The organism is Leeuwenhoekiella aestuarii (assembly GCF_004104055.1).
Classification (GTDB): Bacteria; Bacteroidota; Bacteroidia; order Flavobacteriales; family Flavobacteriaceae; genus Leeuwenhoekiella; species Leeuwenhoekiella aestuarii.
The window spans coordinates 271,195-297,148 of sequence record NZ_QOVJ01000004.1 but is presented as its reverse complement, the minus strand read 5'-3'; the positions used below and the strand labels follow the sequence as shown (position 1 = coordinate 297,148).

General features: G+C 36.9%; 16 protein-coding genes. 14 read left to right on the top strand and 2 right to left on the bottom strand.

What is annotated here, in order from left to right; genetic code table 11:
* Position 1: 1 nt before the first annotated feature.
* Positions 2-1,189 carry a Gfo/Idh/MocA family protein gene (locus DSM03_RS12840; RefSeq protein WP_128761963.1) on the top strand — a complete coding sequence of 396 codons (1,188 nt, stop codon included), beginning with the start codon at positions 2-4 and terminating at the stop codon, positions 1,187-1,189.
* 160 nt (positions 1,190-1,349) lie between these two features.
* Here DSM03_RS12840 and DSM03_RS12835 read toward each other — a convergent pair whose 3' ends face one another.
* Together DSM03_RS12835 and DSM03_RS12830 are read right to left on the bottom strand one after the other, a co-directional pair.
* Positions 1,350-2,063 carry a gluconate 2-dehydrogenase subunit 3 family protein gene (locus DSM03_RS12835; RefSeq protein WP_128761964.1) on the bottom strand — a complete coding sequence of 238 codons (714 nt, stop codon included), beginning with the start codon at positions 2,061-2,063 and terminating at the stop codon, positions 1,350-1,352.
* A 3-nt stretch (positions 2,064-2,066) separates the two neighbouring features.
* Positions 2,067-3,785, bottom strand: coding sequence for a GMC family oxidoreductase (locus DSM03_RS12830; RefSeq protein WP_128761965.1), 1,719 nt, complete (start codon positions 3,783-3,785; stop codon positions 2,067-2,069).
* 257 nt (positions 3,786-4,042) lie between these two features.
* On the opposite strand from DSM03_RS12830, the gene DSM03_RS12825 reads away from it, so the two are divergent.
* The 13 genes from DSM03_RS12825 to DSM03_RS12765 all read left to right on the top strand — a co-directional run bounded on the left by DSM03_RS12825 (position 4,043) and on the right by DSM03_RS12765 (position 25,950).
* Positions 4,043-7,057: a SusC/RagA family TonB-linked outer membrane protein gene (locus tag DSM03_RS12825; protein ID WP_128761966.1), complete on the top strand. Its 3,015-nt coding sequence runs from the start codon at positions 4,043-4,045 to the stop codon at positions 7,055-7,057.
* A gap of 10 nt (positions 7,058-7,067) precedes the next feature.
* The gene (locus DSM03_RS12820; RefSeq protein ID WP_236638884.1) at positions 7,068-8,687 is read left to right on the top strand and encodes a RagB/SusD family nutrient uptake outer membrane protein; all 1,620 of its coding nucleotides are present in this window, start codon (positions 7,068-7,070) and stop codon (positions 8,685-8,687) included.
* 10 nt (positions 8,688-8,697) lie between these two features.
* The gene (locus tag DSM03_RS12815; RefSeq protein WP_128761967.1) at positions 8,698-9,498 is read left to right on the top strand and encodes a discoidin domain-containing protein; all 801 of its coding nucleotides are present in this window, start codon (positions 8,698-8,700) and stop codon (positions 9,496-9,498) included.
* A gap of 237 nt (positions 9,499-9,735) precedes the next feature.
* Positions 9,736-10,464 carry a GntR family transcriptional regulator gene (locus DSM03_RS12810; RefSeq protein ID WP_128761968.1) on the top strand — a complete coding sequence of 243 codons (729 nt, stop codon included), beginning with the start codon at positions 9,736-9,738 and terminating at the stop codon, positions 10,462-10,464.
* A 116-nt stretch (positions 10,465-10,580) separates the two neighbouring features.
* On the top strand, positions 10,581-12,383 hold the full coding sequence (locus DSM03_RS12805) for a class I mannose-6-phosphate isomerase (RefSeq protein WP_128761969.1): 1,803 nt from the start codon (positions 10,581-10,583) through the stop codon (positions 12,381-12,383).
* An 88-nt stretch (positions 12,384-12,471) separates the two neighbouring features.
* The gene (locus DSM03_RS12800; protein ID WP_128761970.1) at positions 12,472-13,383 is read left to right on the top strand and encodes an ROK family protein; all 912 of its coding nucleotides are present in this window, start codon (positions 12,472-12,474) and stop codon (positions 13,381-13,383) included.
* A complete protein-coding gene (locus DSM03_RS12795; protein WP_128761971.1) occupies positions 13,383-14,543 on the top strand; it encodes an MFS transporter in 1,161 nt (386 codons plus the stop codon). The genes DSM03_RS12800 and DSM03_RS12795 overlap by 1 nt, the downstream gene beginning before the upstream one ends.
* Positions 14,536-16,884 carry a GH92 family glycosyl hydrolase gene (locus tag DSM03_RS12790; RefSeq protein ID WP_128761972.1) on the top strand — a complete coding sequence of 783 codons (2,349 nt, stop codon included), beginning with the start codon at positions 14,536-14,538 and terminating at the stop codon, positions 16,882-16,884. The genes DSM03_RS12795 and DSM03_RS12790 overlap by 8 nt, the downstream gene beginning before the upstream one ends.
* Before the next feature lie 330 nt (positions 16,885-17,214).
* The gene (locus DSM03_RS12785; RefSeq protein ID WP_128761973.1) at positions 17,215-20,316 is read left to right on the top strand and encodes a SusC/RagA family TonB-linked outer membrane protein; all 3,102 of its coding nucleotides are present in this window, start codon (positions 17,215-17,217) and stop codon (positions 20,314-20,316) included.
* 13 nt (positions 20,317-20,329) lie between these two features.
* Positions 20,330-21,952 carry a RagB/SusD family nutrient uptake outer membrane protein gene (locus DSM03_RS12780; protein WP_201740438.1) on the top strand — a complete coding sequence of 541 codons (1,623 nt, stop codon included), beginning with the start codon at positions 20,330-20,332 and terminating at the stop codon, positions 21,950-21,952.
* 37 nt (positions 21,953-21,989) lie between these two features.
* A complete protein-coding gene (locus DSM03_RS12775) occupies positions 21,990-23,120 on the top strand; it encodes a SusE domain-containing protein (protein WP_128763222.1) in 1,131 nt (376 codons plus the stop codon).
* 10 nt (positions 23,121-23,130) lie between these two features.
* Complete coding sequence (locus DSM03_RS12770) at positions 23,131-24,303, top strand: glycoside hydrolase family 76 protein (RefSeq protein WP_161567095.1); 1,173 nt, start codon at positions 23,131-23,133, stop codon at positions 24,301-24,303.
* 216 nt (positions 24,304-24,519) lie between these two features.
* A complete protein-coding gene (locus DSM03_RS12765) occupies positions 24,520-25,950 on the top strand; it encodes a glycoside hydrolase family 125 protein (protein ID WP_128761977.1) in 1,431 nt (476 codons plus the stop codon).
* Positions 25,951-25,954 lie beyond the last annotated feature (4 nt).

The window sequence follows — 25,954 nt, the reverse complement described above, 5'->3', positions numbered from 1 at the left end:
AATGAAGCGTAGAGATTTTGTAATAAAAAGCAGTCTCGCGGCGGCGGCAGTTTCATCTGTTAGTCCGGGATTTGCTTATATCAATAAACACATAGGAACTAATGCGCCCATACGTATCGGCGTTATTGGTACCGGAGATCGGGGTGGTGGATTGATTTCTGTAATGAATGGTATCGAAGGGATAGAAGTTGTCGGTTGCTGTGATATTATTCCGTTTCGTTTAGATAATGGAATGAAGAGAGCTGGTGATTCTGCAAAAGCATATACCGATTACCGAAAATTGCTGGAAAATAAGAGTATTGATGCAGTTTTAGTTTCCACACCGTTCAGTACTCATGGTCAGATAGAATTAGATGCTTTGGCAGCTGGGAAGCACGTCTATGGAGAGAAAACCATGGCTAAGGGTTATGAAGATATTTTAAATGTAGTTGATGCTCAAAAAGGAGATTTGGTTTTTCAAACTGGTCATCAGTATCACAGTTCCAGATTGTATACTCATGTTGTAGATCTTATCAAAGATGGAAAAATTGGTAAGATAACCGCATTTGAGTGTCAATGGAATCGCAGTGGTAATTGGCGACGTAATGTTCCCAAACCAGAATTAGAGCGTATGATAAACTGGCGCATGTACCGGGAATATTCAGGTGGATTAACAGCAGAATTGTGTTCGCATCAAATTGATTTTGTAAACTGGGTTCTAGGAGAAACACCTTCCCAAGTTTTTGGTACCGGTGGAATTGATTACTGGAAGGACGGCAGGGAAACTTATGATAATGTACACCACCTGTTTTCATATCCCAGCGGGGTAGAGGCTACATTTACCTGTCTCACTACAAATGCAAAAGACGATTACCAAATTATAGTAATGGGTGATAAAGGTACCATCATTTTAGATTATGTAAATGGATGGTTTTACCCGGAAGGAAACTATACTAAAAAACGCGCAGATGTAGATGGTGTTGCAGGAGCAACAATACCTTGGGAAGCTGGTAAAGGTATTCCGTTTGAGTTTAGTCACGCAGATCCCAGTAAACAAGCTTTAATGGATTTTAGAGATTCGATCAAGAATAACACAAAACCTTTGTCTGACTTAAAAACCGGTGCAAACACGGCTATATGCGTTCAGATGGCTATAGATTCTATGCTAAATAATGAAATTGTACAATGGAATCCTAAGCATACTATTTAATCGTTCAACTTTAATTTATCCTAGGTTTTACTCGATAATCGAGCTTTAAAAGCTTCACGGTTTTTCCTTAAGGTAGAGTTTACTAGAGTCATTAAATTCTTTTATAAATACAAAAGCCTCCTGATACAGGAGGCTTTTGTGTGCTATAGCTAAAACTTTATTAGGTGATTAAATTTCCCTCATCGTCCCATTCTGCTGTAACCCCACGCTGACTTTGATCAACACATTTTGCAATCCACTCCGGATCGTAGCTTACGCCGTGCTTTTGTAAAACTTCTTCGGGAACACCATCCCAAATGTTTGGTTGATTTCCTTTATAGTCCAGATCTTTAATACCCATTTCTGAAGTATAATATCCTGTCATCGTAAGATTTCGCATCAAAGAGAAAAACTGTACTTGTACGGGTTGTTCCCAACCGGGCTTATCAGGATCAGGAAAAGCTACGGTATCAAGAATAGCTTTTTGGTTTTCTTCAGATGCCTCTTTAAATTCAGTATTAAATTTGGAATTAGAAGCGTGATCCAGCCACATCAATCCCCCGCGTATTGGAGTTTTTAAATGGGGCATATCCTTAACAATAAACTCTAAAAAATCAGGTACCCCGGCATCTGTAGCACTCCCGTACTCATCGTTTGCCGGTAAAATGAGCGCACACAAAATATTTAAGGTTTCCATCTCGTGCTCATTAAAAAACTGTTCAGAATTCAGTTCTTCTATTAATGCAGCTTCTTCAGGGGTTCGGCCAAAATAATCTTCAGCTGCTTTTGCAATTTCTGGAGTTGGAGCAGACACATCAGTATTGCATCCAGTAAGAAAAAGACCGGTTCCTAGAGAACCTAAAAACATAGATTTTAAACTGTCTCTTCTATCCATAATCTAAATATTTTGCTGTTTAAGTTGTTCTATGATGTAGTCTGAAGCTCTCCACGAAAGCGCCAAAATAGTCCAGGTTGGATTCTTATCGGCTTGAGATACAAAAGGACCGGCGTCTACTATAAACACATTGTCTACATCGTGCAATTGTTGAAATTCATTTACTACTGAAGTTTTAGGATCGCTTCCCATACGGGTGGTTCCTACCTCGTGAATGATACGTCCAGGATTTTCTAATCCGTAATTAGACGCTTTTGAAGGAGCATCTTGTAGCATAGTACCTCCCATATTGTGCACAATTTCTTCAAAAGAATCGTTCATATGTTTGGCTTGGTTAACTTCGTGTTCAGACCATTTATAATTAAAACGAAGCACAGGAATACCAAACTCATCTACCGTGGTAGGATCTATCTCGCAATAATTGTCTTTCATAGCGATAGACTCACCACGGCCAGCCATACCTATTGTAGAGCCGTAATATTTTTTGATATCTTTACGAAGACTGTTTCCATAGCCGCCAACTTTCTGATTAAAAAAGCGGTTGAGGTCATTAGGGTTAAAACCAAAACCATAGCTTGGCATTCCCAGACCTCCCCAAACTTCAATATGATATCCACGAGGGAAATTCAGTTTCTTATTATCGCCCCACCAAGGTGTGTATACGTGCATTCCGCCTACACCATCTTCATTATAGGTATCCCGGTTCATTAAATCTGGAATAAAAGCTGAACGGCTAGCGCCGGTAGAGTCGTGCAAATATCGACCTACCATATCACTGCTATTACCCAAACCATTAGGATGTTGCTCACTTTTTGAGTTTAAAAGAATTCGCGCAGAACTACAAGCAGAAGCTGCTAGCACAACGACACGGCCTTTGAGTTTATATTCTTTACGATCGTCTTTGCTAATGTAAGAAACCCCAGTAGCTTTTCCTTCTTCATTTGTGGTTACTTCACGTACCATAGAATTCACGAAAAGATCAATCTGACCTCCACTTTTTTGAGCAGGAAAGATCAAACATGTTCCTGCAGAAAAATCAGCATATACCGCACACGCACGAGAGCATTGCCCACAATAAAAACAAATACCACGATCTTCATTTATCTTTTTAGTAAGCATAGACATACGTGATGGAATCACTGGTATGTTAGATTTACGTGCTCCTTTTATATAGAAAAGTTCGTGAAGTCTGGGTTTGGGTGGGGGTAAGAAAAAGCCATCAGGCTCATTTTCTATATTTTCTTTAGTACCAAAAACACCTATAAGTTTATCTACTTTGTCGTAATAAGGCTTGACATCCTCATAACCTATAGGCCAGTCATCACCGTGTCCATCATAGCTATAATGTTTAAAATCTCGCTCTCCAAAACGCAAAGAAATACGCCCCCAGTGATTGGTACGCCCACCCAGCATTCTAGATCTAAACCAGTCAAACTGCGTGTCATCTTTTTGAGTATAAGGTTCTCCTTCTATCTCCCAACCACCGTATGCACTGTCAAAATCACCAAAAGGTCTTCGGTTAGAAGCACCACGTCTGGGAGACTCATAAGGCCATTTTAATTGAGTGCGTTGTTCTGGGGCGGCAGGGTCAAAATAAGGACCTGCTTCTACCACTGCAACCTTGAGTCCGGCATCTGCCAGAACTTTTGTTGCCATACCACCCCCGGCACCAGAGCCGACAATGATGACATCGTAGATTTTTGATGATTCTTTTATTTGCATAAAGTAAGGATACTAAAAATTTAAATTATGTTTAATTATTTGGCATATAAAATCACAATAATTGCCGAATATCAATAATTACTTGTTAAAAACATCTATTATGTTAATTTATCTAAATTTAACCATTTTCATTGCAATTATAGTAAAACGTTTTATTAAAATTGCTAAAACGTTTTACTTTAACGTTGTAAAAACGTTTTAATAAATAAACATGTGAAACAATTGGAATTAAAATTCCGAAAAACAAGAAAACAATTATGAACAAAAAACTAAGAAAATTTATTATGATTTTCTTCTGTGCGATGGGTATGATCACCACTCAAAACATACTTGCGCAAGGAAGTAAGACCGTGACCGGGACAGTCACAGACTCTGGGGGGATGCCTCTTCCGGGAGTTACGGTTAAGGAAAAAGGAACCACTAATGGTGTGGCGACTGATTTTGATGGGAACTTTAGTATTGATGTAGCATCTAATAATTCGGTATTAGAATTTTCTTATGTTGGGATGACCACTACTGAGCAGGTGGTAGGTACTCAAAATTCATTAACTATAACGATGGAATCTGATGAGCAATCCCTAGACGAAGTTGTTTTGATAGGTTACGGTTCTCAAGAACGTAAAGCTGTATCAACGGCGGTTACTAAGGTAGAAACTGAAGATTTTAATCAAGGTGTTGTATCTTCAGCTGTAGAATTGATTCAGGGTAAAGTTGCAGGTCTTCAAATAACAAGAGCTGGCGGTAACAATCCTAATGGCGGGACAGCAATTCAGCTTAGAGGAGTTACTTCAATTACAGGGTCAACTTCACCACTTATCGTAATTGATGGTATTCCTGGAGGGAATCTTGATTTACTTCAGCAAAATGATATAGAGTCTTTTGATGTGTTAAAAGATGGTGCTGCGGCAGCAATTTATGGTACTCGGGGTACAAATGGTGTTATCTTAATTACTACTAAAAAAGGTAAAAAAGGAGTAAGTACTTTTAATTACTCAACTTTTGTTTCACGAGATTATGTGAATAGTAAACCAGATTTTTTATCTGCTGATCAATTTAGAGAAGCAATTGCCGATGGGATTATAGGTGCAAATAACGACTTAGGAGCTTCTACAGATATTTTTGATGAGTTAATAAACAAGTCAAATCTTACACAATACCACAACTTTGTAGCTTCGGGTGGTGGTGAGACCGGTAATTATAGAGCTTCGCTGTATTATAAAGATTCTCAAGGAATAGCACTTGAAAATGGTCGAGAAGAATTTGGTGTACGTGCAAGTTTTAATCAGACGGGTTTTGATGACAAATTAACCTTTTCATCAAGTGCTGCTGTTAATATTAATGATGCAAATCTATTAGGTGGTGGTCAATTTGGTATTGTTACTGATTGGAATCCTACTGCGCCTATTTATGCACCGTTTAATACTTCAGAAGAAGGTGTTTTATTCAATCAAGGGCGTTATGGATTTTACCAACCAGAAAACGGATACAATCCTTTTTCTGAATATGCAAACCGATTTAATCAGCGTAAACAACTTACATTTTCTGGAGATGTAAAAGTAGGGTATGAAATTTTTCCTGGTTTGATTGCTTCAGTTTTTGGTTCTTACCAAAGAAATTCTTGGGATGATCGTTTTTACCGTTCTACTCAGGATTATCAGCAATACAATACGGGTAGTCCTTATTTTGGGACGGGTTATGCCTACAAAGGAAGCCATCTAGATTTTACACAGACGGTTGAGCCTACTATGACATTTTCTAAAGATATAGGTGAAAATAGTTTTGAGCTTTTGGGGGGGTATAGCTATCAATATTCAACTACCGAAAACTACTCGATGGATAATAGTGGTTTTACTACAGATGGTTTTGAAGATTGGAATTTTGGAGCAGGAAATGCAATTACAGATACAGATTTACCAAGACCTAATCTTTCTAGTTTTAAGGAAGACAATACACTTATAGCTTACTTCACGAGATTAAGTTATAATTATAAGGATCGTTATTTTCTTCAGGCTTCTGTACGACATGAGGGTTCTTCACGTTTTGGAGCCAATAATAAATGGGCAAGTTTCCCTGCGATATCTGGTGCTTGGTTGATTTCTGATGAAGATTTTGTGCAGGATGCAACCTGGTTAAATAATTTAAAGCTGCGTGCAGGCTATGGTATTACCGGTAACCAGGGAATCCCCAATTATCAGTCTATTGTAACCTTAGGCACAGGTGGTAAATATCCGGTTTTTTTAGACGGTGCTGATGGAGCTACCTATTATCAAACGTATGGACCGGTCAAAAACCCAAATCCAGATCTAAAATGGGAGACTAAAAAAGAATTCAACATAGGTCTTGATTTCGGTATTTTATATAATAAATTAAGTGGGTCTATAGATTACTATACCCGACGTACTGAAGACTTATTGCTAAGCTATGACGTGCCTCAACCTCCGTTTGTACAGGGAAGTATTTATACTAACGTAGGGAATATTACTAATAATGGTGTTGAAGTAGCACTTAACTATAGAGTAATTGATGATGGTGATTTTAAGTGGAGTGTAGATCTTGTAGGTAGTTATCAGCAAAACGAACTTACTACACTTTCAAACCAAATTTTCTCAGTTAGTGAGCTCTATGGTGGTAATATAGGAAACCCGGGAAATTTAGGAAATGCGATTAGAAATACTGAAGGAGGACCTATAGGAAACTTTTATGGAAAACGCTTTGCCGGTTTTACAGTTGATGGTCAATGGCTTTTTCATAAAGCAGATGGTACTATAGGGAGAGCGAGTGATATGACTGAAGAGGATAAAGCGATAATAGGTAATGGTTTACCTAAGTATTACGCTTCTTTAACAAATACCTTCAGATATAAGAATTTTGATCTTACAGTATTATTACGAGGTAAGTTTAAATACGATATTCTAAACACAGTAGACTTATTCTATGGAAACCCAAGCTTATTACCAGGTAACGTGCTTGCTTCTGCATTGGGTCAATACAGTATGATTAGTGAGGCTCCGCAATATTCAGACTATTACCTTGAAAGCGGGGATTTTGTGAAATTAGATAACCTTACGCTAGGTTATAATTTCAATCTTTCAGAAGCTAGTCCTTTTACTGCGTTACGTATTTTTGGAAGCGCGAGAAACCTAGCAACGTTCACGGGTTACACAGGTCGTGATCCAGAAGTTCAGGATACTGGGCTATATCCCGGTATTGACGATAGAAACTTCTACCCAAGAACAGTTACTGTAACTGCAGGTGTCAATGTTAATTTTTAATATTAAATACATGAAAAAGATAAACTTATTTCAGAAGGCTGCTTGCGCAATGGGGGTGTTACTTACCATTGGGTGTACAGATCTTGAAGAAACTACATACTCTGAACTTTCAGAATCTAACTTTTATAAAACTGAACTAGAGCTCGTTCAGGCCAATTTAAGACCTTTTACTCATATGCAGGCTTGGTTAGCCTGGTCTGGTCAGAATGGTTACTATTATCATAACGAACTTTCAGCAGATCAGACAGCTTGGCCACAAAAAGGCCGTCATGGTTATGATAATGCAGATCATATTAGACAGCATTATCATACGTGGACTGAGCAAGAAGGGCGTTTAAACAGTGCCTGGAGGTTGATGTGGACTGGTTTAGGTTTTGTAAATACAGCAATAGAAAGTATAGAAGCTGTAGATGCAGCTTCTATTGGGGTAACTCCAGAGCGATTGGCCTCTATTGTAGCAGAAGCTAAAGTATTGAGGGCCTATCACTATATGAAAATTATGGATATGTGGGGGAATGTACCTATTGTAACAACGGTAGGAGAGCCTAATAATCCTGCAACTGCATCTAGAGAAGAGGTTTTTACATTTATTGAGCAAGAATTACTCGAAAATGTAGAGAAACTTCAGCCTTTATCACCTAAGTTAATCGGTCGTATGAGTAGAGCGGTAGGATATTCTATTTTATCTGAATTATACCTTAATGCCGAAGTATGGTCAGGTACTCCTCGTTGGGAAGAAAGCGTTATGTATTCTGATAAGGTAATCAACGGAGACGGTGGTTCCTTAACCGGAAACATAGCATTAGATCAAGACCCTTTAGGACCTTTTAATAATACAAATGAAGATTCTCCTGAGAATATTTTTCAGTTTCCGTTTAGCCGTAAAAATGACTTTGGTTATGACTGGAGGTCTTTCTATATGGGCTTCTCTAATATGACTGCAGCATTAGATGTTAATTACAGCGGTAATAATGCTTTTGTGGTAGTGCCTACAGCATTCAATGCATATAAGGAAAATGATATCCGTAAGCAGGAGTGGTTCTTATTTGGTCCACAGTATAAGCTGGGTACAGATGAGCCTATTTTAGGTTCAGAAGAATATAATGGTCAGCCGTTTATTTATGTAAATAATATCCGTAGAAATACCGAAGGACAAACTGGTGAAGGTTCTATGACAGATGGAGAAGAGAATAGTGGAGCGCGTTTTCATAAATATCGCTCAGGTACACAAGATGATCCTAATTATCTTGAAGGAGACTATGTTATTTATAGACTCACCGAGATGTATTTCAACAAGGCCGAAGCATTAATGAGACTAAATAATGGTAATGCAACTCAAGAAGCTGTAGATCTTATCAATCAAAGTAAGGTGCGTTATTTTACTGCAGATGATTGGGTAGACGAGGCCTATACTACATCAACTCTTACTATGGAAGAGCTTCTTGCAGAGCGTGGTAGAGAGTTTATTTTTGAAGGAAAGCGACGTACAGATTTAATTCGCTTTGGAGCATTTACTACCAATTCTTGGTGGGATCATGAGCCTTCAGGAGATCCTAATCTTACATTATATCCTATTCCTTTTAGACAATTACAAGCAAACCCTAATCTTGTTCAGAATCCTGGATACTAAACACCATATTATGAAAACAATATTAAATTACATAAAACCATTATTCTTATTCGTTCTCATAGCTTTTTCGGCTTGTGAGGGAAGAAGAGAGTTTGATGATATCATAGAAACCGGTGTTAACCTTAGTAATTATGACATTATCTTATTAGAATCTGGTAATTCGCTAGATGTGACTGCGATTTTTGAACCCAATGTTGCACCTCAGCGTGATTACATTTGGGAGGTAGATGATCCTAGTGTAGCAGATTTGGTTCAAAATGAAGATAAATCTGTAACACTTACTGCTACAGGTTCTGGTGAAACAGTTTTAAGTATAACTGCAACAGATGATGAGACAATAACTGCTACAGCTCCTGTTAAAGTGATTGCAGGCCCTCCTGTTGACATTACAGACCAAAGTACGATCTCGGTTAACCGTGAGAACAGTAACGGCCCTACTGGTGGTGAAGGTTCTCCCAAACTTATAGATAATGATACAAGCACTAAGTATTTATCTGGATTTGTAACTCCGTTTTGGGTAAACCTTGAATTTGAAGAACCTATTGTTGCGGGATATTATTCATTTACATCAGGAAATGATGCTCCGGGAAGAGATCCTAAAGACTGGGAAATTCAAGGGTCTCAAGATGGTGAAAACTGGACAACTTTAGACAGTAGAACTGATATGAGTTTTTCTGACCGTACACAGACTCGTGAGTTCTATTTTGATAACAATACTGCATACAAATTTTACAGATTTAATGTGCTGAGTAATGGAGGATCAAGTTTATTTCAAATGTCTGAATGGAGATTATTTCTCTTACCATTTTAATGAATTAGCGGTAAGTTTTGATTTATTTTAAATCAGATTATAATTAGAAAAGGGCTTCAATATTTATATGAAGGTCTTACTTAGCCAAAGCCACCTATATGATTTCAATAGGTGGCTTTTTATATTTAAAAAGAAACTTCATTTTCTTATTGATGAAATACTAAATGGTTTTTTTTGAATTGTTACATTTGAATTATGTTTATACATTAAAATAAAAAGACCTCATTAATCAAGCTTATGAAATTTACTGTAGATCACAAAAGTCCTGTTCCTCTTCACGCTCAGGTTGAAGAGTTGTTAAGAGCGTTAATTGAACAGGAGGAATATCAAAAAGGGAAAGTTTTACCCAGTGAAGTAGAGATTAGTAATAGATTAGCGATTTCTCGATCTACGGTAAGGCAGGCTATAAAAAAACTCGTTTTTGAAGGTTTATTGATTAGGAAAAAGAAGGCAGGTACAAAGGTCGCTCCCAAACCTGTAAGCTCTAAGTCAAACAACTGGTTGAGTTTTTCGCAGGAAATGAAATTGCGGGGAATTACTATCAGAAATTTTGAATTACATCTAAGCTGGGTAAAGCCTTCAGATGATATCGCCCGGTTTTTTGAAATTTCTAAAGATAAGAATGTATTGAAAATGGAGCGAGTTAGAGGTAAAACAGATGAACCCTTTGTGTACTTTGTCTCCTACTTTCATCCACGTGTGGGGTTAACAGGGGAGGAAGACTTTAAATTACCATTATATGAAATGCTGGAGCAAGAACATGCAATCATAGCATCTTTGTCTAAAGAAGAAATAAGTGCAACCGCTTCAGACGAGTTTATCTCAAACAAACTCAAGATTAAAAAAGAAACCCCTGTTTTATTCAGGAAACGATTTGTATTTGATCAGGGAGAAAGGCCAATTGAATATAATTTAGGGTATTACAAATCAGATAGTTTTATTTATTCTGTAGAAAGTAGTAGGTAGCATTATTAATATCTCATAATTAATAAGAACTTTTTTTCGAAATAGTTAATAAATAATGATATTGTTATTTATTAATTATTATGTTTGTACATAAGAACAATAAATAAATTTCTTTTATGCAGGAATTAGAAAAAGATTATCACCTAGAACCCTCAGTTCTAAAAAGAAAAACAGAACAGTTTTTAATCCCCGAGGTAAGAGAAACTCAGAATAAATACTCAAATTTTGATTTGTATCCTTCTCATGATTTGGGCTCAGAAAAAATAAATAGAGGGTTTGATAGTCTTGCAAATTACATAGCAACTAAAAAAACTGTTTGTTTAGATGGTTTTTCAGGTGTTAATTGGAGCCAGATAATAGAACAGGTTGCCAATCATTTAAACACTAAAGGTTTAAAATTTAATCTCATTGATATTTCAGAAAGTTTAAAGCCCGAAGATCAAATTCAGGAAATGATAGGACCTTTTCTTGGTGTCGAAGAGTCTGTTTGGGGTACCAGATGCAATCTTGAAATAGGAGATTTTTTTGATAATGCTAAGTTAAATGCACTTAAAGTTGATGAAAAGGTTGATGTAACTATTGTTTTTGGATCTGGGGCCTCATTAGTAAATTTTGAACATACTCTGCTCTATTTTGATCTGCCTAAAAATGAACTTCAATACCGCATGCGTGCTGGGGAAGTCTATAATCTTGGAGTAACTGCTACTAAAGAGAATTTTAAGATGTATAAGCAGTATTACTTTGTGGATTGGGTAGTATTGAATGCAGAAAAACGCAGATTATCAAAATATATAGATATACTAATTGATTCTCAAAACCAACTTGAGCCAAGCTGGGCATTTATGAAAGATGTTAAAGCTGCTCTTAAACAAATGAGTACTACATCTTTTAGAGTAAGACCCTGGTTTGAGCCAGGAGCTTGGGGAGGAGAATGGATTAAGGAACATATTGAAGGTTTAAATAAAGATGTCATTAATTATGCATGGGCTTTTTCTTTGATAGTCCCGGAAAATGGATTAATCCTTGAGAGTGATAATCACCTTCTGGAATTTTCTTTTGATTTTCTAATGCATCAGGAGGCAGAAAATATTCTCGGAAAACATCATAAAAAATTTGGTAATGAGTTTCCTATTCGCTTTAATTTTTTAGACACCTATAAAGGTGGCAATCTCTCTGTACAGTGCCATCCTAGTTTAAAATATATTCAAGAAAAATTTGGTGAAAATATAACGCAGGACGAGTGTTACTACATTTTAGATTGCGATGAAGATGCAAGTGTATATCTAGGTTTTCAGGAAGATATTGATGCTGAAAAGTTCAGATCTGAACTTGTGAAAAGTCAAGAAGAGAACGTTGAACTTACTATTACAGATTATGTACAACAGCACCCCTCTAAGAAGCACGACTTGTATTTAATACCTAACGGAACAGTGCATAGTGCAGGAGCTGGTAATATGGTTCTTGAGATTAGTGCTACGCCTTATATTTTTACATTTAAGATGTATGATTGGTTAAGGTTAGATCTTGATGGTAACCCAAGACCTATTAATATTGATCACGCTTTCAATAATTTAAGGTTTGATTTTAAGGGAGATAAAGTAGAAAAAGAACTTTTTTCTCATACACAGCAGATTGAAAAAGGTAAAGATTTTGAAATTATTTATTATCCCACACATCAAGAACACTTTTACGATGTGAGAAGATTTGATTTTGAAACAACAATGAATATTGAAACCTTAGGGTCATGTCATGTTATGATGTTGGTTGAGGGAGAACAAATTGAATTGGAAACAGAGACCGGTAAAAGCCAAAAGCTAAGCTATGCAGAAACTTTTGTAGTGCCGGCTGCAGCTAAAACATTTAAGCTTACAAATTTAGGAAGCGGCAGAGCTAAAGTTATTAATGCATACTTAAAATAGAAAAATATCAATTGAATCATTATTTCTCTTAGAGACTTAATGATTACAAAGCGTTTCAAATCTTTAAAATAATCAAAGTATAAAGCACATGTTAAGTTTAGGGGTAGATATAGGGGGGAGTCATATTGCTTGCTGTGTTTTAGATCACACCAGTAAAAAATTACTGAAAGAGACTTTTTCATATAAAAAAGTAAATCCTCATGGTACAAAAGATGAGATTTTAAAAACGTGGTTACTCGCACTAAAAGAATCGATAGCGCATTTAGATAGAAATATAGCTGGTGTTGGTTTAGCGATACCCGGACCTTTTGATTATTACAAGGGCATTAGTAAAATAAAGGAAGTAGATAAATTACAAGCATTATATAACGTGAGCTTACGATTAGAAATAGCTCAAAGTCTCAACCTGAAACCTTCTCAGGTACGTTTTATAAATGATGCTTCAGCATTTTCAATTGCTGAAGCTGCTTTAGGGAAAGCTTCAGCATATAAAAGAATTGTTGCTATTACACTGGGTACAGGACTGGGAGCAAGCTTTGCAATTAATGGAATGCCAATTTTAAAAGGTGAAAACGTTCCAGATAGTGGTTATCTCTATAATCAATATTATAATAATGTTCTTGCAGATGAGTTGTTTTCAACACGTGGTATAATTGAAGCTTACAGGGAAATGACAGGAGAACAAATTAAAAATGTTAAAGAGCTGTATGATAAGGTAGGTCTAGATAATCAAGCTAAACTTGTTTTTGAAAATTTTGGTAGCCAATTAGGAGATTTTATAAAACCTTACTTGGAGGAGTTTGAAGCAGAAACCCTTGTTTTGGGAGGCAAAATCTCTAGAGCTTTTGATGTTTTTGGTAATTCATTAAAAAAAGAACTCGGCTTTCTTGAAGAAATATATGTTTCAGAATTTGGAGAAGAAGCAGCCATAATAGGAAGCGCACTTTTACTAGACGAGATGTTCTATAAAAAAATTGAAGATACTTTAAAGTTGATGTGATGAATGACAAAAAAGTAAATTTTAGAGTTATGCTTCCTGTTCTGTTGTGCTATATAGTAATGGGGTTTGTTGACATTGTAGGGGTTTCTACAGGATTTGCAAAGCGAGATTTTGACCTTTCACCGGAGATGGCACAATTATTACCTTCAATGGTTTTTATATGGTTTTTTATTCTTTCTATTCCTATTGGTGTGGTGCAGCACAATATTGGTAAAAGAAAGGTCTTACTGTTTGGAATACTATTTACATCGCTCGGAATGTTTTTACCTTTTCTACAATATTCTTACCCTGTATTGTTAGTTTGTTTTGTGTTCTTAGGTATAGGGAATACCATAATACAGGTTTCTTCAAATCCACTGTTACAAGATGTGGTGCTCAAGGAAAAGTTTTCGAGCTACATGAGTTTATCTCAATTTATAAAAGCTATAAGTTCACTTTTAGGGCCAGTAATTGTCACCTTTTTTGTGGCTCAATATGATGATTGGAAACTTGTTTTTTTAGTATATGGCTTTACCTCAGTGTTTGTGGGCTTATGGCTTGTTATTACACCTGTTAAAGAATCATCATCAACATTTAAAGCAACTTTTAGATCTACGTTAAGCCTTTTAAAAGAACCTTTTATAGCATCAATGGTTTTAGCTATTTTTCTAATTGTAGGACTTGATGTAGGGATAAATACAAATATTCAGAATTTACTAACACAGAGATTTGGTATTGGTCTGGAGCAAGCATCACTTGGTATCAGTTTGTATTTTACAGCATTGATGGTCACTCGATTTCTAGGAGCAATACTTTTTTCTAAAATCGATAACCTTAAATTTTTATACTGGTCCTCTTCTTTAACCGCAGTATTGCTCATAGGACTAATTTTGGCACCCTCCAGTACAACAGCATATATACTTCTCTTCTTGTTAGGTATCAGTTCAGGTAATCTATTTCCATTAATTTTTTCGCTTACGGTAAATAGAATACCGCAACGGGCTAATGAGATATCAGGTTTAATGATTATGGCAGTAGTGGGAGGAGCAGTAATACCACCTCTTATGGGCTTAGTAAATAAATTCTTTAGTGTTCAATTTAGTTTTGTAGTGCTTGTTATAGCCGCTGGTTATGTGTTTGCTACTTACTTCATAATAAAAAAAAATATTAATAATGTATAAGTTAGTCATAGTTGCTGTTGCCATTTTATTGGTTTCTTGTGAAACTTCAAAAAAGGAAAAACAAGGATTTATTGATAAGGATTCTCCTTTAAACTGGGTAGATCCTAATATAGGAACAGCTCATAGTCGCTGGTTTTTTTATACTCCAGCTTCCATGCCATTTGGTATGGCAAAATTAGGACCTTCTACAAACGGAAGTCTGGGTAATGAACAAGGCTGGGAAGCTACAGGCTATGACTCCAGAGATAATACTATTGAGGGGTTTGCTAATCTTCACGAATTTCAGATAGGTGCTTTTATGTTCACCGGTACAACAGGAAATTTACAAACTGTTCCCGGCGAAATAGATAAACCAGAAACAGGATATCGCTCGCGATTTGACAGAGAAGAAGAAGTTGCTCGTCCCGGATATTATAAGGTTAACCTTAAAGATTATGAGGTTACTGCAGAATTAACGGCAACTAAACGTGTAGGCTTTCATAAATATACCTATCCAAAAAGCGATAGTTCATATGTAATACTTGATATAGGTAATGAATTGGGGGAGAGTGGGGATGTTAAGGATGCTGCTGTTGAATATGATGCAGAAAACCAGACATTTAATGGCTGGGTTACAACTTACCCTAAATATGTACAGAAGTATCAGGAAGGTGCTGAGGTAAAAATGTTTGTATCTGGAGAGGTGAATAAAAAACCTGTTGAAGCCGGTACTTTTTTACACGAGAAGCAATTTAAAAATGAGCTTAAGAATAAGGGAGAAGGTGTAGGGCTTTATCTGCGCTTTGAAACCAAAGAAAATGAAGAGATTGAAATTAAAGCAGGATTCTCTTTTACTTCAATAGAAAATGCACAAGAAAACCTGAATGCTGAAGCAAAGGATATGACATTTGATGATGCATTATCACAGGCTACATCAACTTGGGAGAATGAACTATCGAAAATTAAGATTACTGATTCTTCTTCAACTAATAAAACCAAGTTTTATACTGGTCTTTTTCATGCATTATTAGGAAGAGGACTTGCAGGTGATGTAAACGGGCAGTTTCCTGAAAATGACGGAAGCATTGGTCAGATTCCTCTTGATGAGGATGGAGATCCAGAATTCAACTTTTACAATACTGATGCAATTTGGGGAGCTTTCTGGAATCTAACACAATTGTGGACGTTGGTCTGGCCTGAATATTACAATGATCTGGTCCAAACCCATTTGGCAGTGTATAAAAACTCAGGCTGGTTAGGAGACGGTTTGGCAAACTCCCGTTTTGTTTCTGGAGTAGGAACAAACTTTGTTAGTCTAATCATCGCTTCAGCATATCAGGCAGGAATTAGAGATTATGATGTAGAGCTTGCTTTTAAAGCTGCTTATGAGAATGAGGTACGTTATAAAGATCGTATTGAAGGTGCTGGTAAAACCGATTTAAAGGGTTTTGTTGAGGATGGTTACATAACGTATGTTGAGGGGAGAGGTACTTCTCCTGAGGGTTCAGCTTTTTCTGTTTCCCATACGCTAGAATACTGCTATAGCTCTTATGCAGTAGCCCAATTTGCGAAGGCATTAGGTAAAGAAAAGGAGTATGAAGAATTGATGAAGCTTTCTGAAAACTGGAAAAATTTATATGATGAAGAGAGTGATTTTATAAGACCTAAAGATGCTAATGGAGACTTTTTATCAAATTTTGATCCTTTCGCTCCGTGGATAGGTTATCAGGAAGGGAATGCCTGGCAATATACTTTTTACGTACCCCATCAGCCTGAAGAGCTCGTAGAGATAATGGGAGAAGAGAAATTTGTTAAAAGACTTGATTCCATATTTACGGTTTCAGAAAAAACAAAATTTGGAGGAGAGAATATAGATGCATTTGCCGGACTGAATTATTTATACAATCAGGGTAATCAGCCCAATTTGCATATCGCATACCTGTTTAATTATACAGACTCACCTTGGCTAACCCAAAAATGGATTCGAAAAATATGTGATGGATTTTATGGTGTTGAACCTATACACGGTTATGGTTATGGGCAAGATGAAGACCAGGGGCAATTAGGCGCTTGGTATAATATGGCAGCAATAGGGCTGTTTGATGTTAAGGGGCTCGTTGAGATCAATCCTTCATTTCAGCTAACCAGTCCGATATTTGATAAAGTTGAAATTACTACAGGATGGGGAAGCACGGTTAGTATTGAAGCTAAAAATAATCTAGAAGATAATTATTATATACAATCGGTTATGGTTGATGAGGAAGCCTATCATACAAATAGTATAAGTCTAGAAAAGCTTAAAGGAGGAACTGATATTGAGTATAGCTTGGGTTCTGAACCTAATGAAGAATGGTTTAAGTAAAACTATTAAAATTCAATAGTTATGTCCAGCATTATCCAGCTTTACAAAAGATTAATTCTTAAAATTCATGATATGAGTTCTAGAATTGATTATGGGTAATAACCTCGATCTAAAAGAGAAAATAATTTTTAACAATAGTCTAAGTAATCAAAAACATAACAAGATTATTGCATAAGTAAAACGTTTTATTATATTTGTTATAATGTTAGAACATTATAACATTATAGATCAAACTGCTTTACTAGTAGTATTTTATAGAAACAAAAGATATATCGTTTTGTCATATTTGCTACAACGATGTAATAAGATTTAATTAACAAATAACAATTCATGAAAAAACAACTATTCTACCAGATCTTTTGGCAAAAGAGAGTTGCTCGACAGCTTTTGACCAAGAGCTTTAACTGGATTTTTCTTGTATTTCTATTTCTGAATGCTGCTGCTCAAGCTCAAGAAATAACGGTTTCAGGGGTGGTGAGTGATTCAAACGGTTTGCCTTTACCGGGTGTAACTGTAATTGAAAAAGGGGTCAACAACGGAGTTCAGACAGATTTTGACGGAAATTACTCGCTTACCTTAGCAAGTGCAGAGAGTGTGCTCGTCTTTTCATATGTAGGAATGAAAACGATTGAGGAAGTAGTGGGGGCTAGAAACTCAATCGATGTATCTCTAAAAGATGATGTAGCTGCTTTAGATGAAGTGGTGGTAGTGGGTTATGGTACTCAAGTGCGTTCAAAAGTTGCAGGAGCTGTAGATCAGGTTAGTGCTCAGGATTTTGAAGGGCGTTCTTCAGCTAATGTTACACAATCTTTACAGGGTAAATCTCCGGGGCTTGTTATACAGCAACGTAATTCTGAACCAGGAGCAGGACTCAATATTAACATTAGGGGTATTAGTACACTAGGAAATAATAGTCCGCTTATCGTAATTGATGGTATAGTAGGTGGAGATCTTAATTCACTCAACCCATCTGATATTGAAAGTGTATCAGTTTTAAAAGATGCGGGTAGTGCAGCAATATATGGTTCGCGTGCAAATAATGGGGTGGTTTTAATTACAACTAAAAAAGGTAAAAAAGGGCGTGCTATGACTATACAGTATAATGGTCTTAGCGGAATTAACAATCCACAATTCTTTACAAAACCGGTAGAAGGTTTTGAAAATGCAATCTTAAGAAATGAAGCTGCTTTTAATTCTGATGGCGTAAGCAGCGCTGTTTTTTCTCCGGAACGTATCAGACAGCTTCAGGAAGATGGTTCTGAAGAATGGTTTGCAGAAGAAATCGTGCAGGAAGCTTTACAACAGAATCACAGTTTAGCAATCTCTGGTGGAAACGAGAATACAACCTATAGAGTTTCTCTGGGCTATACTGATGAAAAAAACATTTTTGTTGGTCCTTCAAAAGGGTTGCAACGTTACAATTACAGAGTAAATCTGACCAGCGAGTTTGAGAAGTTTAGAATAGAAACCACATTATCTTATGCTAAACAGAAAATCAAAGATCATTCTTTTAATACCAGTACGTTAATGGTGGATGCATTTAGAACGCCTTTATATTACACACAAAAAGATGAAGAGGGCAATTATTTAACCAATGATGTTTTGGGACAATTCAATCCTTTAGGGGTTTTAGAGCAAGGTGGATTTAGACATTATGATAACGATGATTTGTTTGGATCACTGTCATTGCAATATGCAATCACAGATAAATTTAAAATACGAGGGGTTTTTGGAGGAAGACTTTACAACAATTCTCTATACGCGAGAACTACCCGTGTAGATTTTGTTCCTGGAGGAGTATATGGTGAAAACAGAAATACGCGTGATGAAATGCGTAAGAGTTTAGATTTAAACACACAGTTTTTAGCAGAATACAATAATACGTTTGCAGACAAACATGATATAAATGTTTTATTAGGTGTGTCTAATGAAAATCACAGCGATCGCGGGATAGGTATTTTTAGAATTAATACAGACCCTGATTTAGGAACTCCTACTAGCGAAACAACTATAGAAGAAGGTTCATATAATTCTAACCAGAGTTCTTCAAAGAACAGTTTAAATTCAGCTTTTGGTCGAGCTTCTTACACATTTGATAACCGGTATACAGCAGAGTTTAGTTTTAGATATGATGGGTCTTCAAAATTCAGAAAAGACCTAAGATGGGGTTTCTTTCCTTCTGCATCACTTATTTATAATGTGACTAATGAAGATTTCCTGCAAGATTATAAAGATAAATGGGGAGGGGTTAGATTCAGAGGTTCTTACGGAGTTTTAGGAAATCAGAATGTAGGAAATTTTCAATATCAGACGACTTATTTCACCTTCCAGAATGCTTACGCATATAATAACGCTGCAGTAAGCGGTACTGGTTTTAATTTTGCCAATCCTGATTTACAATGGGAACGCGCAGCAACATTAAACCTGGCTGTAGATCTTGACTTCTTTAATAAATCCTTGTTTGTCACTTTTGATTGGTTTAATAAAATCACATCAGATATTCTGGTAGCTCCAGCGGTTCCCGGGGTTTATGGTACAGGTCTTCCAGATTTTAATGCCGGTAAAGTTAAAAGTTATGGGTGGGAATTATCTGCTACCTATCGCCATACCGGAAAGCTGTTTAGTCATACCCTTACAGCAAATATTGGAGATACTCAAAATGAAGTGCTCGAGTTTCAAGGAAATGAAATTCTTACCGGAGTAGAGGAGTTACAAGTTATACTGAGAGAAGGTGTCCCTTTTAGATCTTATGTAGGGCTCAAGCGTGAAGGTATTTTTCAAAGTTTTAATGAGATTGAGAACAGTGCTGTACCGGTAGGCTTATCTCCGGTTCCGGGAGATAATAAATATGTTGACCTTAATGAAGATGGTGTTATTGATGATGATGATAAGTTCATTTTTGGTAATCCATTTCCACGATACACTTTTGGATTAACTTATAATGTTGAGGTTAAAGGATTCGATCTGAGCGTCTTTGTTCAGGGAGTAGGTAAGCGTACAATGATGGTTCGTGGAGAACAGGTAGAACCTTTTCATTTTAATTATGGAGCGACTATGTACACACACCAACTTGATTATTGGACGCCTCAAAACACAGACGCTTATTATCCTAGGTTAGCTAATAATGGTACACAGTCTAATACCAACAATTTTAGAAGAGGATCAGATATGTACCTCTATGACGGAGCTTATGCACGTTTAAAGAACTTACAGTTGGGATACACTATCCCAAAAACAAGTACAGAGGCAATGGGTTTAAATAAAGTGCGGTTTTACGTGTCAGGTAGCAATTTGCTTACTCTGGCAAAAACAGACTGGTTAGATCCTGAGCTTTCTGAGTTTGATTCGAACTTGAATAACGGAGGGGCTAATAGCGCAAGAGCATACCCAACGTTGATTTACTATGGATTAGGACTGGATATTACTTTTTAAAAAAGCAATGAAAATGAAGACAAATAACTACAGAATAATTTTTGGTCTTTGCTTGGCTTTAGTTTTTACAAATTGTGAAAAGCTAGACCTTGTACCAGAAAATACATTTACAGATGAGACCTACTGGACATCAACCCAGAAGGCACAGACATTTCTGAATACAGCGTATTCTCAGATGATGAGTAGCAGTCACTTTATTTATAATGAAGGCTTATCTGATAATGCCTATAACGGAAGAGGTGATAACGCAGGAGCTGCGTCAATAGCTTCGGGTACCTATGATTCTTCTTTAGGAAGAATGCAGTCTGAATGGGACCAGCGCTACGGAGGAATAAAGACCACCAATCTTATTTTGGCAAATATTGATCGGATATCTGATATGGACGAAGATATTAAAGCCAGAATGATTGCTGAAGCTCGATTTTTAAGAGCCTGGCAGCATTTTTACTTGATGACTTGGTTTGGCGATATTCCTTTATTGGAAAGTGATCCCTCTATTGAAGAGGCGCAAACTATAACCAGAACACCTAGAGCTGAAGTTCTTCAATTTGTTATTGCAGAGCTTACAGATATTTTAGATGACCTTCCGGTAAAATCTGATTATACCGAAGGAGAGAGGGGTAAAATTAGTCGCGGGGCTGTGGCTGGCTTTTTAGCAAGAATTCATTTGTACGAAGGTAACTGGTCTCAGGCTGCATCGTATTGTGAAATGATTATGAATGGAAGTGTTGGTGATTATGGATTATTCAATTCGTATTCGGAATTATTTTCAGCTCAAAATCAATTCAGTTCAGAAGATATTTTAAGTCTACAATACGCACCAATAAATAGAACCTGGGGTGAACTTTTTGATATGATACCTATTTCAGTCGGGGGTCGGGTAAATGCTCTTGCTCCAACTCAGGAGCTGGTAGATAGTTATAAAATGATCAACGGTCAGGATATTCAAGAAACCGGTTCTGATTTTGATGAAGATAATCCTTATGAAAATCGCGATCCGCGATTAACAGCAACAGTAGTCTATAACAATTATGAATGGCAGGATCTTGATGGTACCTCTACAATTTATATAGAACCAGGTTCAGACCCCAGTGATGATAATACAGATGAGTACGCTCCAGGAGGATCAACGACTTCTACTGGATATTATGTGCGTAAATATTTTGATCCAAACCACGAGGCGGGTATCGCTATCAGCACAAATTTAATGCTCATACGTTATGCAGATGTGTTGCTTATGTATGCTGAAGCAAAACTTGAAATGGGAGAATTTTCTGAAACGATTTGGGATGATACGATAGGTTTATTAAGGTCGCGTGCAGGCTTTACAGATCCAGCGGCATTAACCTATCCATCAGAGTTAAGTGAGCAACAGATGCGTACAGAGATCAGAAATGAAAGACGCGTAGAATTGGCAATGGAAGGTTTACGCATTTTTGATATCCGCAGATGGAAAACAGCAGAAGATGTTTTAAACGGTTATGCTCATGGTGCGCAGTTTGGACCAGATGATATAGATGATGGATATCTTCGGGTTAATTTAAGAACTTTTGATCCCTCAAGACATTATTTGTGGCCAATTCCAAGAGATGAGCGCCTTATCAATCCTAATCTAACACAGAACCCGGGTTGGTAATTAAAAAGGAAATACAGAAAAATAAAATAATATACATATGAAAAGTGCAATCGGTAAAATTTTAGTAGTATTTGCCCTGTTTTTGGGGCTTGTGAGCTGTGAAGATGATGATTCTTTAAACATAGCAGAAGTATCAGAGGTAGAGGCGTTATATAGTCCAGAAAATAATGTTTTTTATAACCTGGGCGCGCAAAGCTCTGCAATTTTTGAATGGCAGGCATCAAAATCAGCAGATAATGGTGTGGTGCTGTATGATGTAGTATTTGATGAAGAGGGAGGGGATTTTTCAGAACCTTTATATGTTACTCCTTCAGACGGACAAGGGTTTTCAAATAAATTAAACCTTTCATTTACCCGCTTAAATGAAATTGCTACTATGGCAGGTATTGCTTCTGAAAGTACTGGTAAATTACAATGGACGGTATGGAGCTCAAAAGGATTAAATGTGAAACAATCTTCTGAAATACGTACCATAGAAGTAGAAAGACCTGCCGGTTTTCCTACTCCAGATGAATTATTCTTAACAGGAGCTGCTTCAGAAGGAGGAGATGACCTTGCTGCAGCAATACCTTTTGTGAAAACTGGGGCTACTACTTATGAGGTCTATACAAAGCTAAAACCCGGAACTTATAAAATGGTTACCCGTAATTCTGGTGAACCTGAATCATTTTATATAGATAGTGAAAGTAAATTAAAAAAGGATGGTGAAACTACTTTTAGTGGCACTGAAGCAGTATACAGAATTCGTCTTGATTTTAGTGACGGTACAACTAGCATGGCAACTATTGATAAAGTAGAACTTTGGTTTCCTCCAAACGGAGACTACTTGTTTTCATTTGATTATGCGGGTAATGGAACTTGGGAGGCTTTAGATAAATATATTGAATTTAAGCAGGAAAGTTGGGGTAGAGATGAGCGCTATAAATTTAAGTTTACTGTAACAACAGGAGGTGATACTCAGGAAGAATGGTTTGGTAGCGTTAATGCAGACAATAATAGACCAAGTACAGATACTTCAGACTCTTTTTACTATATGGTACCGGTCTCTGATGACTACTGGGCAAACACTTTTAAGTTTAGAACAGAGATAGATGAGGCTAATTCAGACTTAAAAATCTATTTCAATGCAGATGTGCCTGAATACACACACGAAATTACTGTGCTTTAAAAAAATAATTATGAGATTTCAATTTAATATAACTTTTGTGCTTCTTCTTACATTGTTAGGAGGGGCACTCATATCCTGTAGTGATAACGATCCCATACCTTTGAGGGACCCCTCACTAACTGCGGGTGAGGAGGTGCCGATAGACTGGGCTGCAACGGCAGATTCTATTCAGGATGCTTCTTATAATATTTACTTAGGAAGTGAAGGGACTTACGTTACCGATAATCAGGGTAATACTACCTTTCAATATTGGCCTAATGCTCACGTACTGCATGTGTTAGTAGATGCTTATGTAAGGACACAAGATGGATCATACTTGCCAAAAATGAAGTCTTTATTACTAGGCATTAAGTCCAAAAATGGAGACACATACAGTAATGTATTTAATGACGATATGCTGTGGTTGGGTAACAGTACGATGCGTGCATACAACGCTACTGGTGATGAAGAATATTTAGAGGTTGCAAAATTTCTATGGGATGATGTTCTGTTAAGTTATAGCGAAGTTCTTGGGGGAGGAATAGCATGGAAAAAGGATACGCCATTTTCTAAAAATGCAGTTTCAAACGGACCAACAATCATTCTTGGAATGCGTTTATACGATGCCACAGGAGATGAGACGTATCTCAATTGGGCAAAAGATCTTTATGAGTGGGAAAAGGCTAATCTCGTAGATCCAACAAATGGGGAAGTTTGGGATAACATACAGCTTATAGATGGTAATCCGGTAATACAAAAAGACTGGGTTTTTACTTACAATATGGGAACATGGATTGGAGCCGGACTCAGATTGTATAATGAAACCGGAGAGCAAGGTTACCTTAATGATGCTTTACAATCCGCAAGAACTACATTAACGAGTCCAAAACTTACTACCCAAGGAGTTTTAAGGGATGAAGGCCAGGGAGATGGAGGTCTTTTTAAAGGAATACTGGTTCGCTATTTTACAGAAATGATTCTGGAAGATGACATTAGTGAAGATGACTACAATGACTTCTTAGATTTCTTGATTTTTAATGGTGAAACTTTTTACAATAATGGATTGAGTCGTCCCGGAATGTTATCAAGTCCAGATTGGAGAAATGCTCCACCAGACCGTGTTGATCTTAAAACACAACTGAGTGGGATTATGCTGGTAGAAGCCATGGCAAAGCTAGAGGCTGAGGGACTACTCACAGAATAGAAAATATTTGGTAATAAAATTTTGAGGTCATATTTAAAAAGTATGACCTCAAAAAATCAATTATATAATCGTTTTAAAAATGTGTTTAAGTAAAATAGAATTCATAAAACTTGCCTAACTAAAACGTTTTACTTATTTTCACCAGTACGATTATATATCATTTTCGCTGCACCAGAATAAGAACAATTAAAATTTATCGCAGCTAAATTTACAACTATGCAAAGAAGAAAGTTTATTCAGAATACAGCGATGGCAGGAGGATTAACCATGGTTAATCCTACAGGTATTTTTGCCAATACAGCTTTTAAAAAATTCCCAACAGTACGTGTGCCTCAAGGGCAACGCAATTTTGAAAGTAAAGCCATTGAAAAAGCAATTAAAGAATTTTCAAAGAATGTTGATAATGATGAGCTGACCTGGTTGTTTAACAACTGTTTTCCTAACACGCTAGACACTACAGTGACTTATTCAAAACATAACGGAGCACCAGACACCTATGTGATTACCGGTGATATTGATGCCATGTGGCTGCGCGACAGCTCGGCGCAGGTTTGGCCTTATATGCAATTCGCAGATGAAGATAAAGACCTAAAACACCTCATTGCAGGTGTGATTAATCGCCAGACACGTCAAATATTAAAAGACCCGTATGCCAATGCTTTTTATAACGATCCTAATAAAAAAGGAGAGTGGACGTCTGATAATACTAAAATGCTCCCAGGAGTTCACGAACGTAAATATGAGATAGATTCTTTATGTTATCCTATACGACTGGCCTACAATTACTGGAAAACTACGGGAGATACCGCTCCTTTTGACACACAATGGCTTGCAGCTATCAAGAATATTTTAAAAACTTTTAAAGAGCAGCAAGAAAAAGACGGTACTAACCCCTATAGTTTTACTCGTAATACTACAAACGGCACAGATACACGCTTTTTAAAAGGACAAGGATACCCTGTGAAACCAGTAGGTCTTATTTGCAGCGCTTTTAGGCCAAGTGATGATTCTACAGTTTATTCTTTTTTAATTCCGTCTAACTTTTTTGCTGTAGTAAGTTTGAATCAGGCTGCAGAGATGGTTGAAACGCTTCAGGATGAAGATCAACTTGCAAGTGAACTGAAAGCTTTGGCTGTAGAAGTTAAAGAAGCAATCGGCAAATACGGAGTTACAGAGCACGAAAAATATGGAAAAATCTATGCTTTTGAGACCGATGGTTTTGGGAATCACCTGATGATGGATGATGCCAATGTGCCTAGCTTACTCTCGTTACCTTATCTGGACGCCATCGACGTCAATGATCCTATTTATCAGAACACGCGTGGTTTTGTTTGGTCATTAGATAATCCATTTTTCTTTAAAGGAACAGCGGCTGAAGGTATAGGCGGACCCCATGTAGGTATGGATATGATTTGGCCTATGGCAATCACCATGCGCGGACTCACAAGTACTTCTGATGCCGAAATTAAAGAATGCATCACGATGCTTAAGAATACACACGGAGGAACCGGTTTTATGCACGAGTCTTTTAATAAAGATAATCCAGAGGATTTCTCCAGAAGCTGGTTTGCATGGGCTAACACCTTGTTTGGCGAGCTTTTATGGAAAACCTATCAGGAAAAACCAAAACTACTCAATACTATTTAAAGCT

Coding starts and splice junctions, on each gene's coding strand:
- DSM03_RS12815 (WP_128761967.1), top strand. CDS start 8,698: ATGAAAACAATATTAAATTACATAAAACCATTATTCTTATTCGTTCTC.
- DSM03_RS12790 (WP_128761972.1), top strand. CDS start 14,536: ATGTATAAGTTAGTCATAGTTGCTGTTGCCATTTTATTGGTTTCTTGT.
- DSM03_RS12805 (WP_128761969.1), top strand. CDS start 10,581: ATGCAGGAATTAGAAAAAGATTATCACCTAGAACCCTCAGTTCTAAAA.
- DSM03_RS12770 (WP_161567095.1), top strand. CDS start 23,131: ATGAGATTTCAATTTAATATAACTTTTGTGCTTCTTCTTACATTGTTA.
- DSM03_RS12780 (WP_201740438.1), top strand. CDS start 20,330: ATGAAGACAAATAACTACAGAATAATTTTTGGTCTTTGCTTGGCTTTA.
- DSM03_RS12775 (WP_128763222.1), top strand. CDS start 21,990: ATGAAAAGTGCAATCGGTAAAATTTTAGTAGTATTTGCCCTGTTTTTG.
- DSM03_RS12840 (WP_128761963.1), top strand. CDS start 2: ATGAAGCGTAGAGATTTTGTAATAAAAAGCAGTCTCGCGGCGGCGGCA.
- DSM03_RS12785 (WP_128761973.1), top strand. CDS start 17,215: ATGAAAAAACAACTATTCTACCAGATCTTTTGGCAAAAGAGAGTTGCT.
- DSM03_RS12830 (WP_128761965.1), bottom strand. CDS start 3,785: ATGCAAATAAAAGAATCATCAAAAATCTACGATGTCATCATTGTCGGC.
- DSM03_RS12820 (WP_236638884.1), top strand. CDS start 7,068: ATGAAAAAGATAAACTTATTTCAGAAGGCTGCTTGCGCAATGGGGGTG.
- DSM03_RS12825 (WP_128761966.1), top strand. CDS start 4,043: ATGAACAAAAAACTAAGAAAATTTATTATGATTTTCTTCTGTGCGATG.
- DSM03_RS12765 (WP_128761977.1), top strand. CDS start 24,520: ATGCAAAGAAGAAAGTTTATTCAGAATACAGCGATGGCAGGAGGATTA.
- DSM03_RS12810 (WP_128761968.1), top strand. CDS start 9,736: ATGAAATTTACTGTAGATCACAAAAGTCCTGTTCCTCTTCACGCTCAG.
- DSM03_RS12835 (WP_128761964.1), bottom strand. CDS start 2,063: ATGGATAGAAGAGACAGTTTAAAATCTATGTTTTTAGGTTCTCTAGGA.
- DSM03_RS12795 (WP_128761971.1), top strand. CDS start 13,383: ATGAATGACAAAAAAGTAAATTTTAGAGTTATGCTTCCTGTTCTGTTG.
- DSM03_RS12800 (WP_128761970.1), top strand. CDS start 12,472: ATGTTAAGTTTAGGGGTAGATATAGGGGGGAGTCATATTGCTTGCTGT.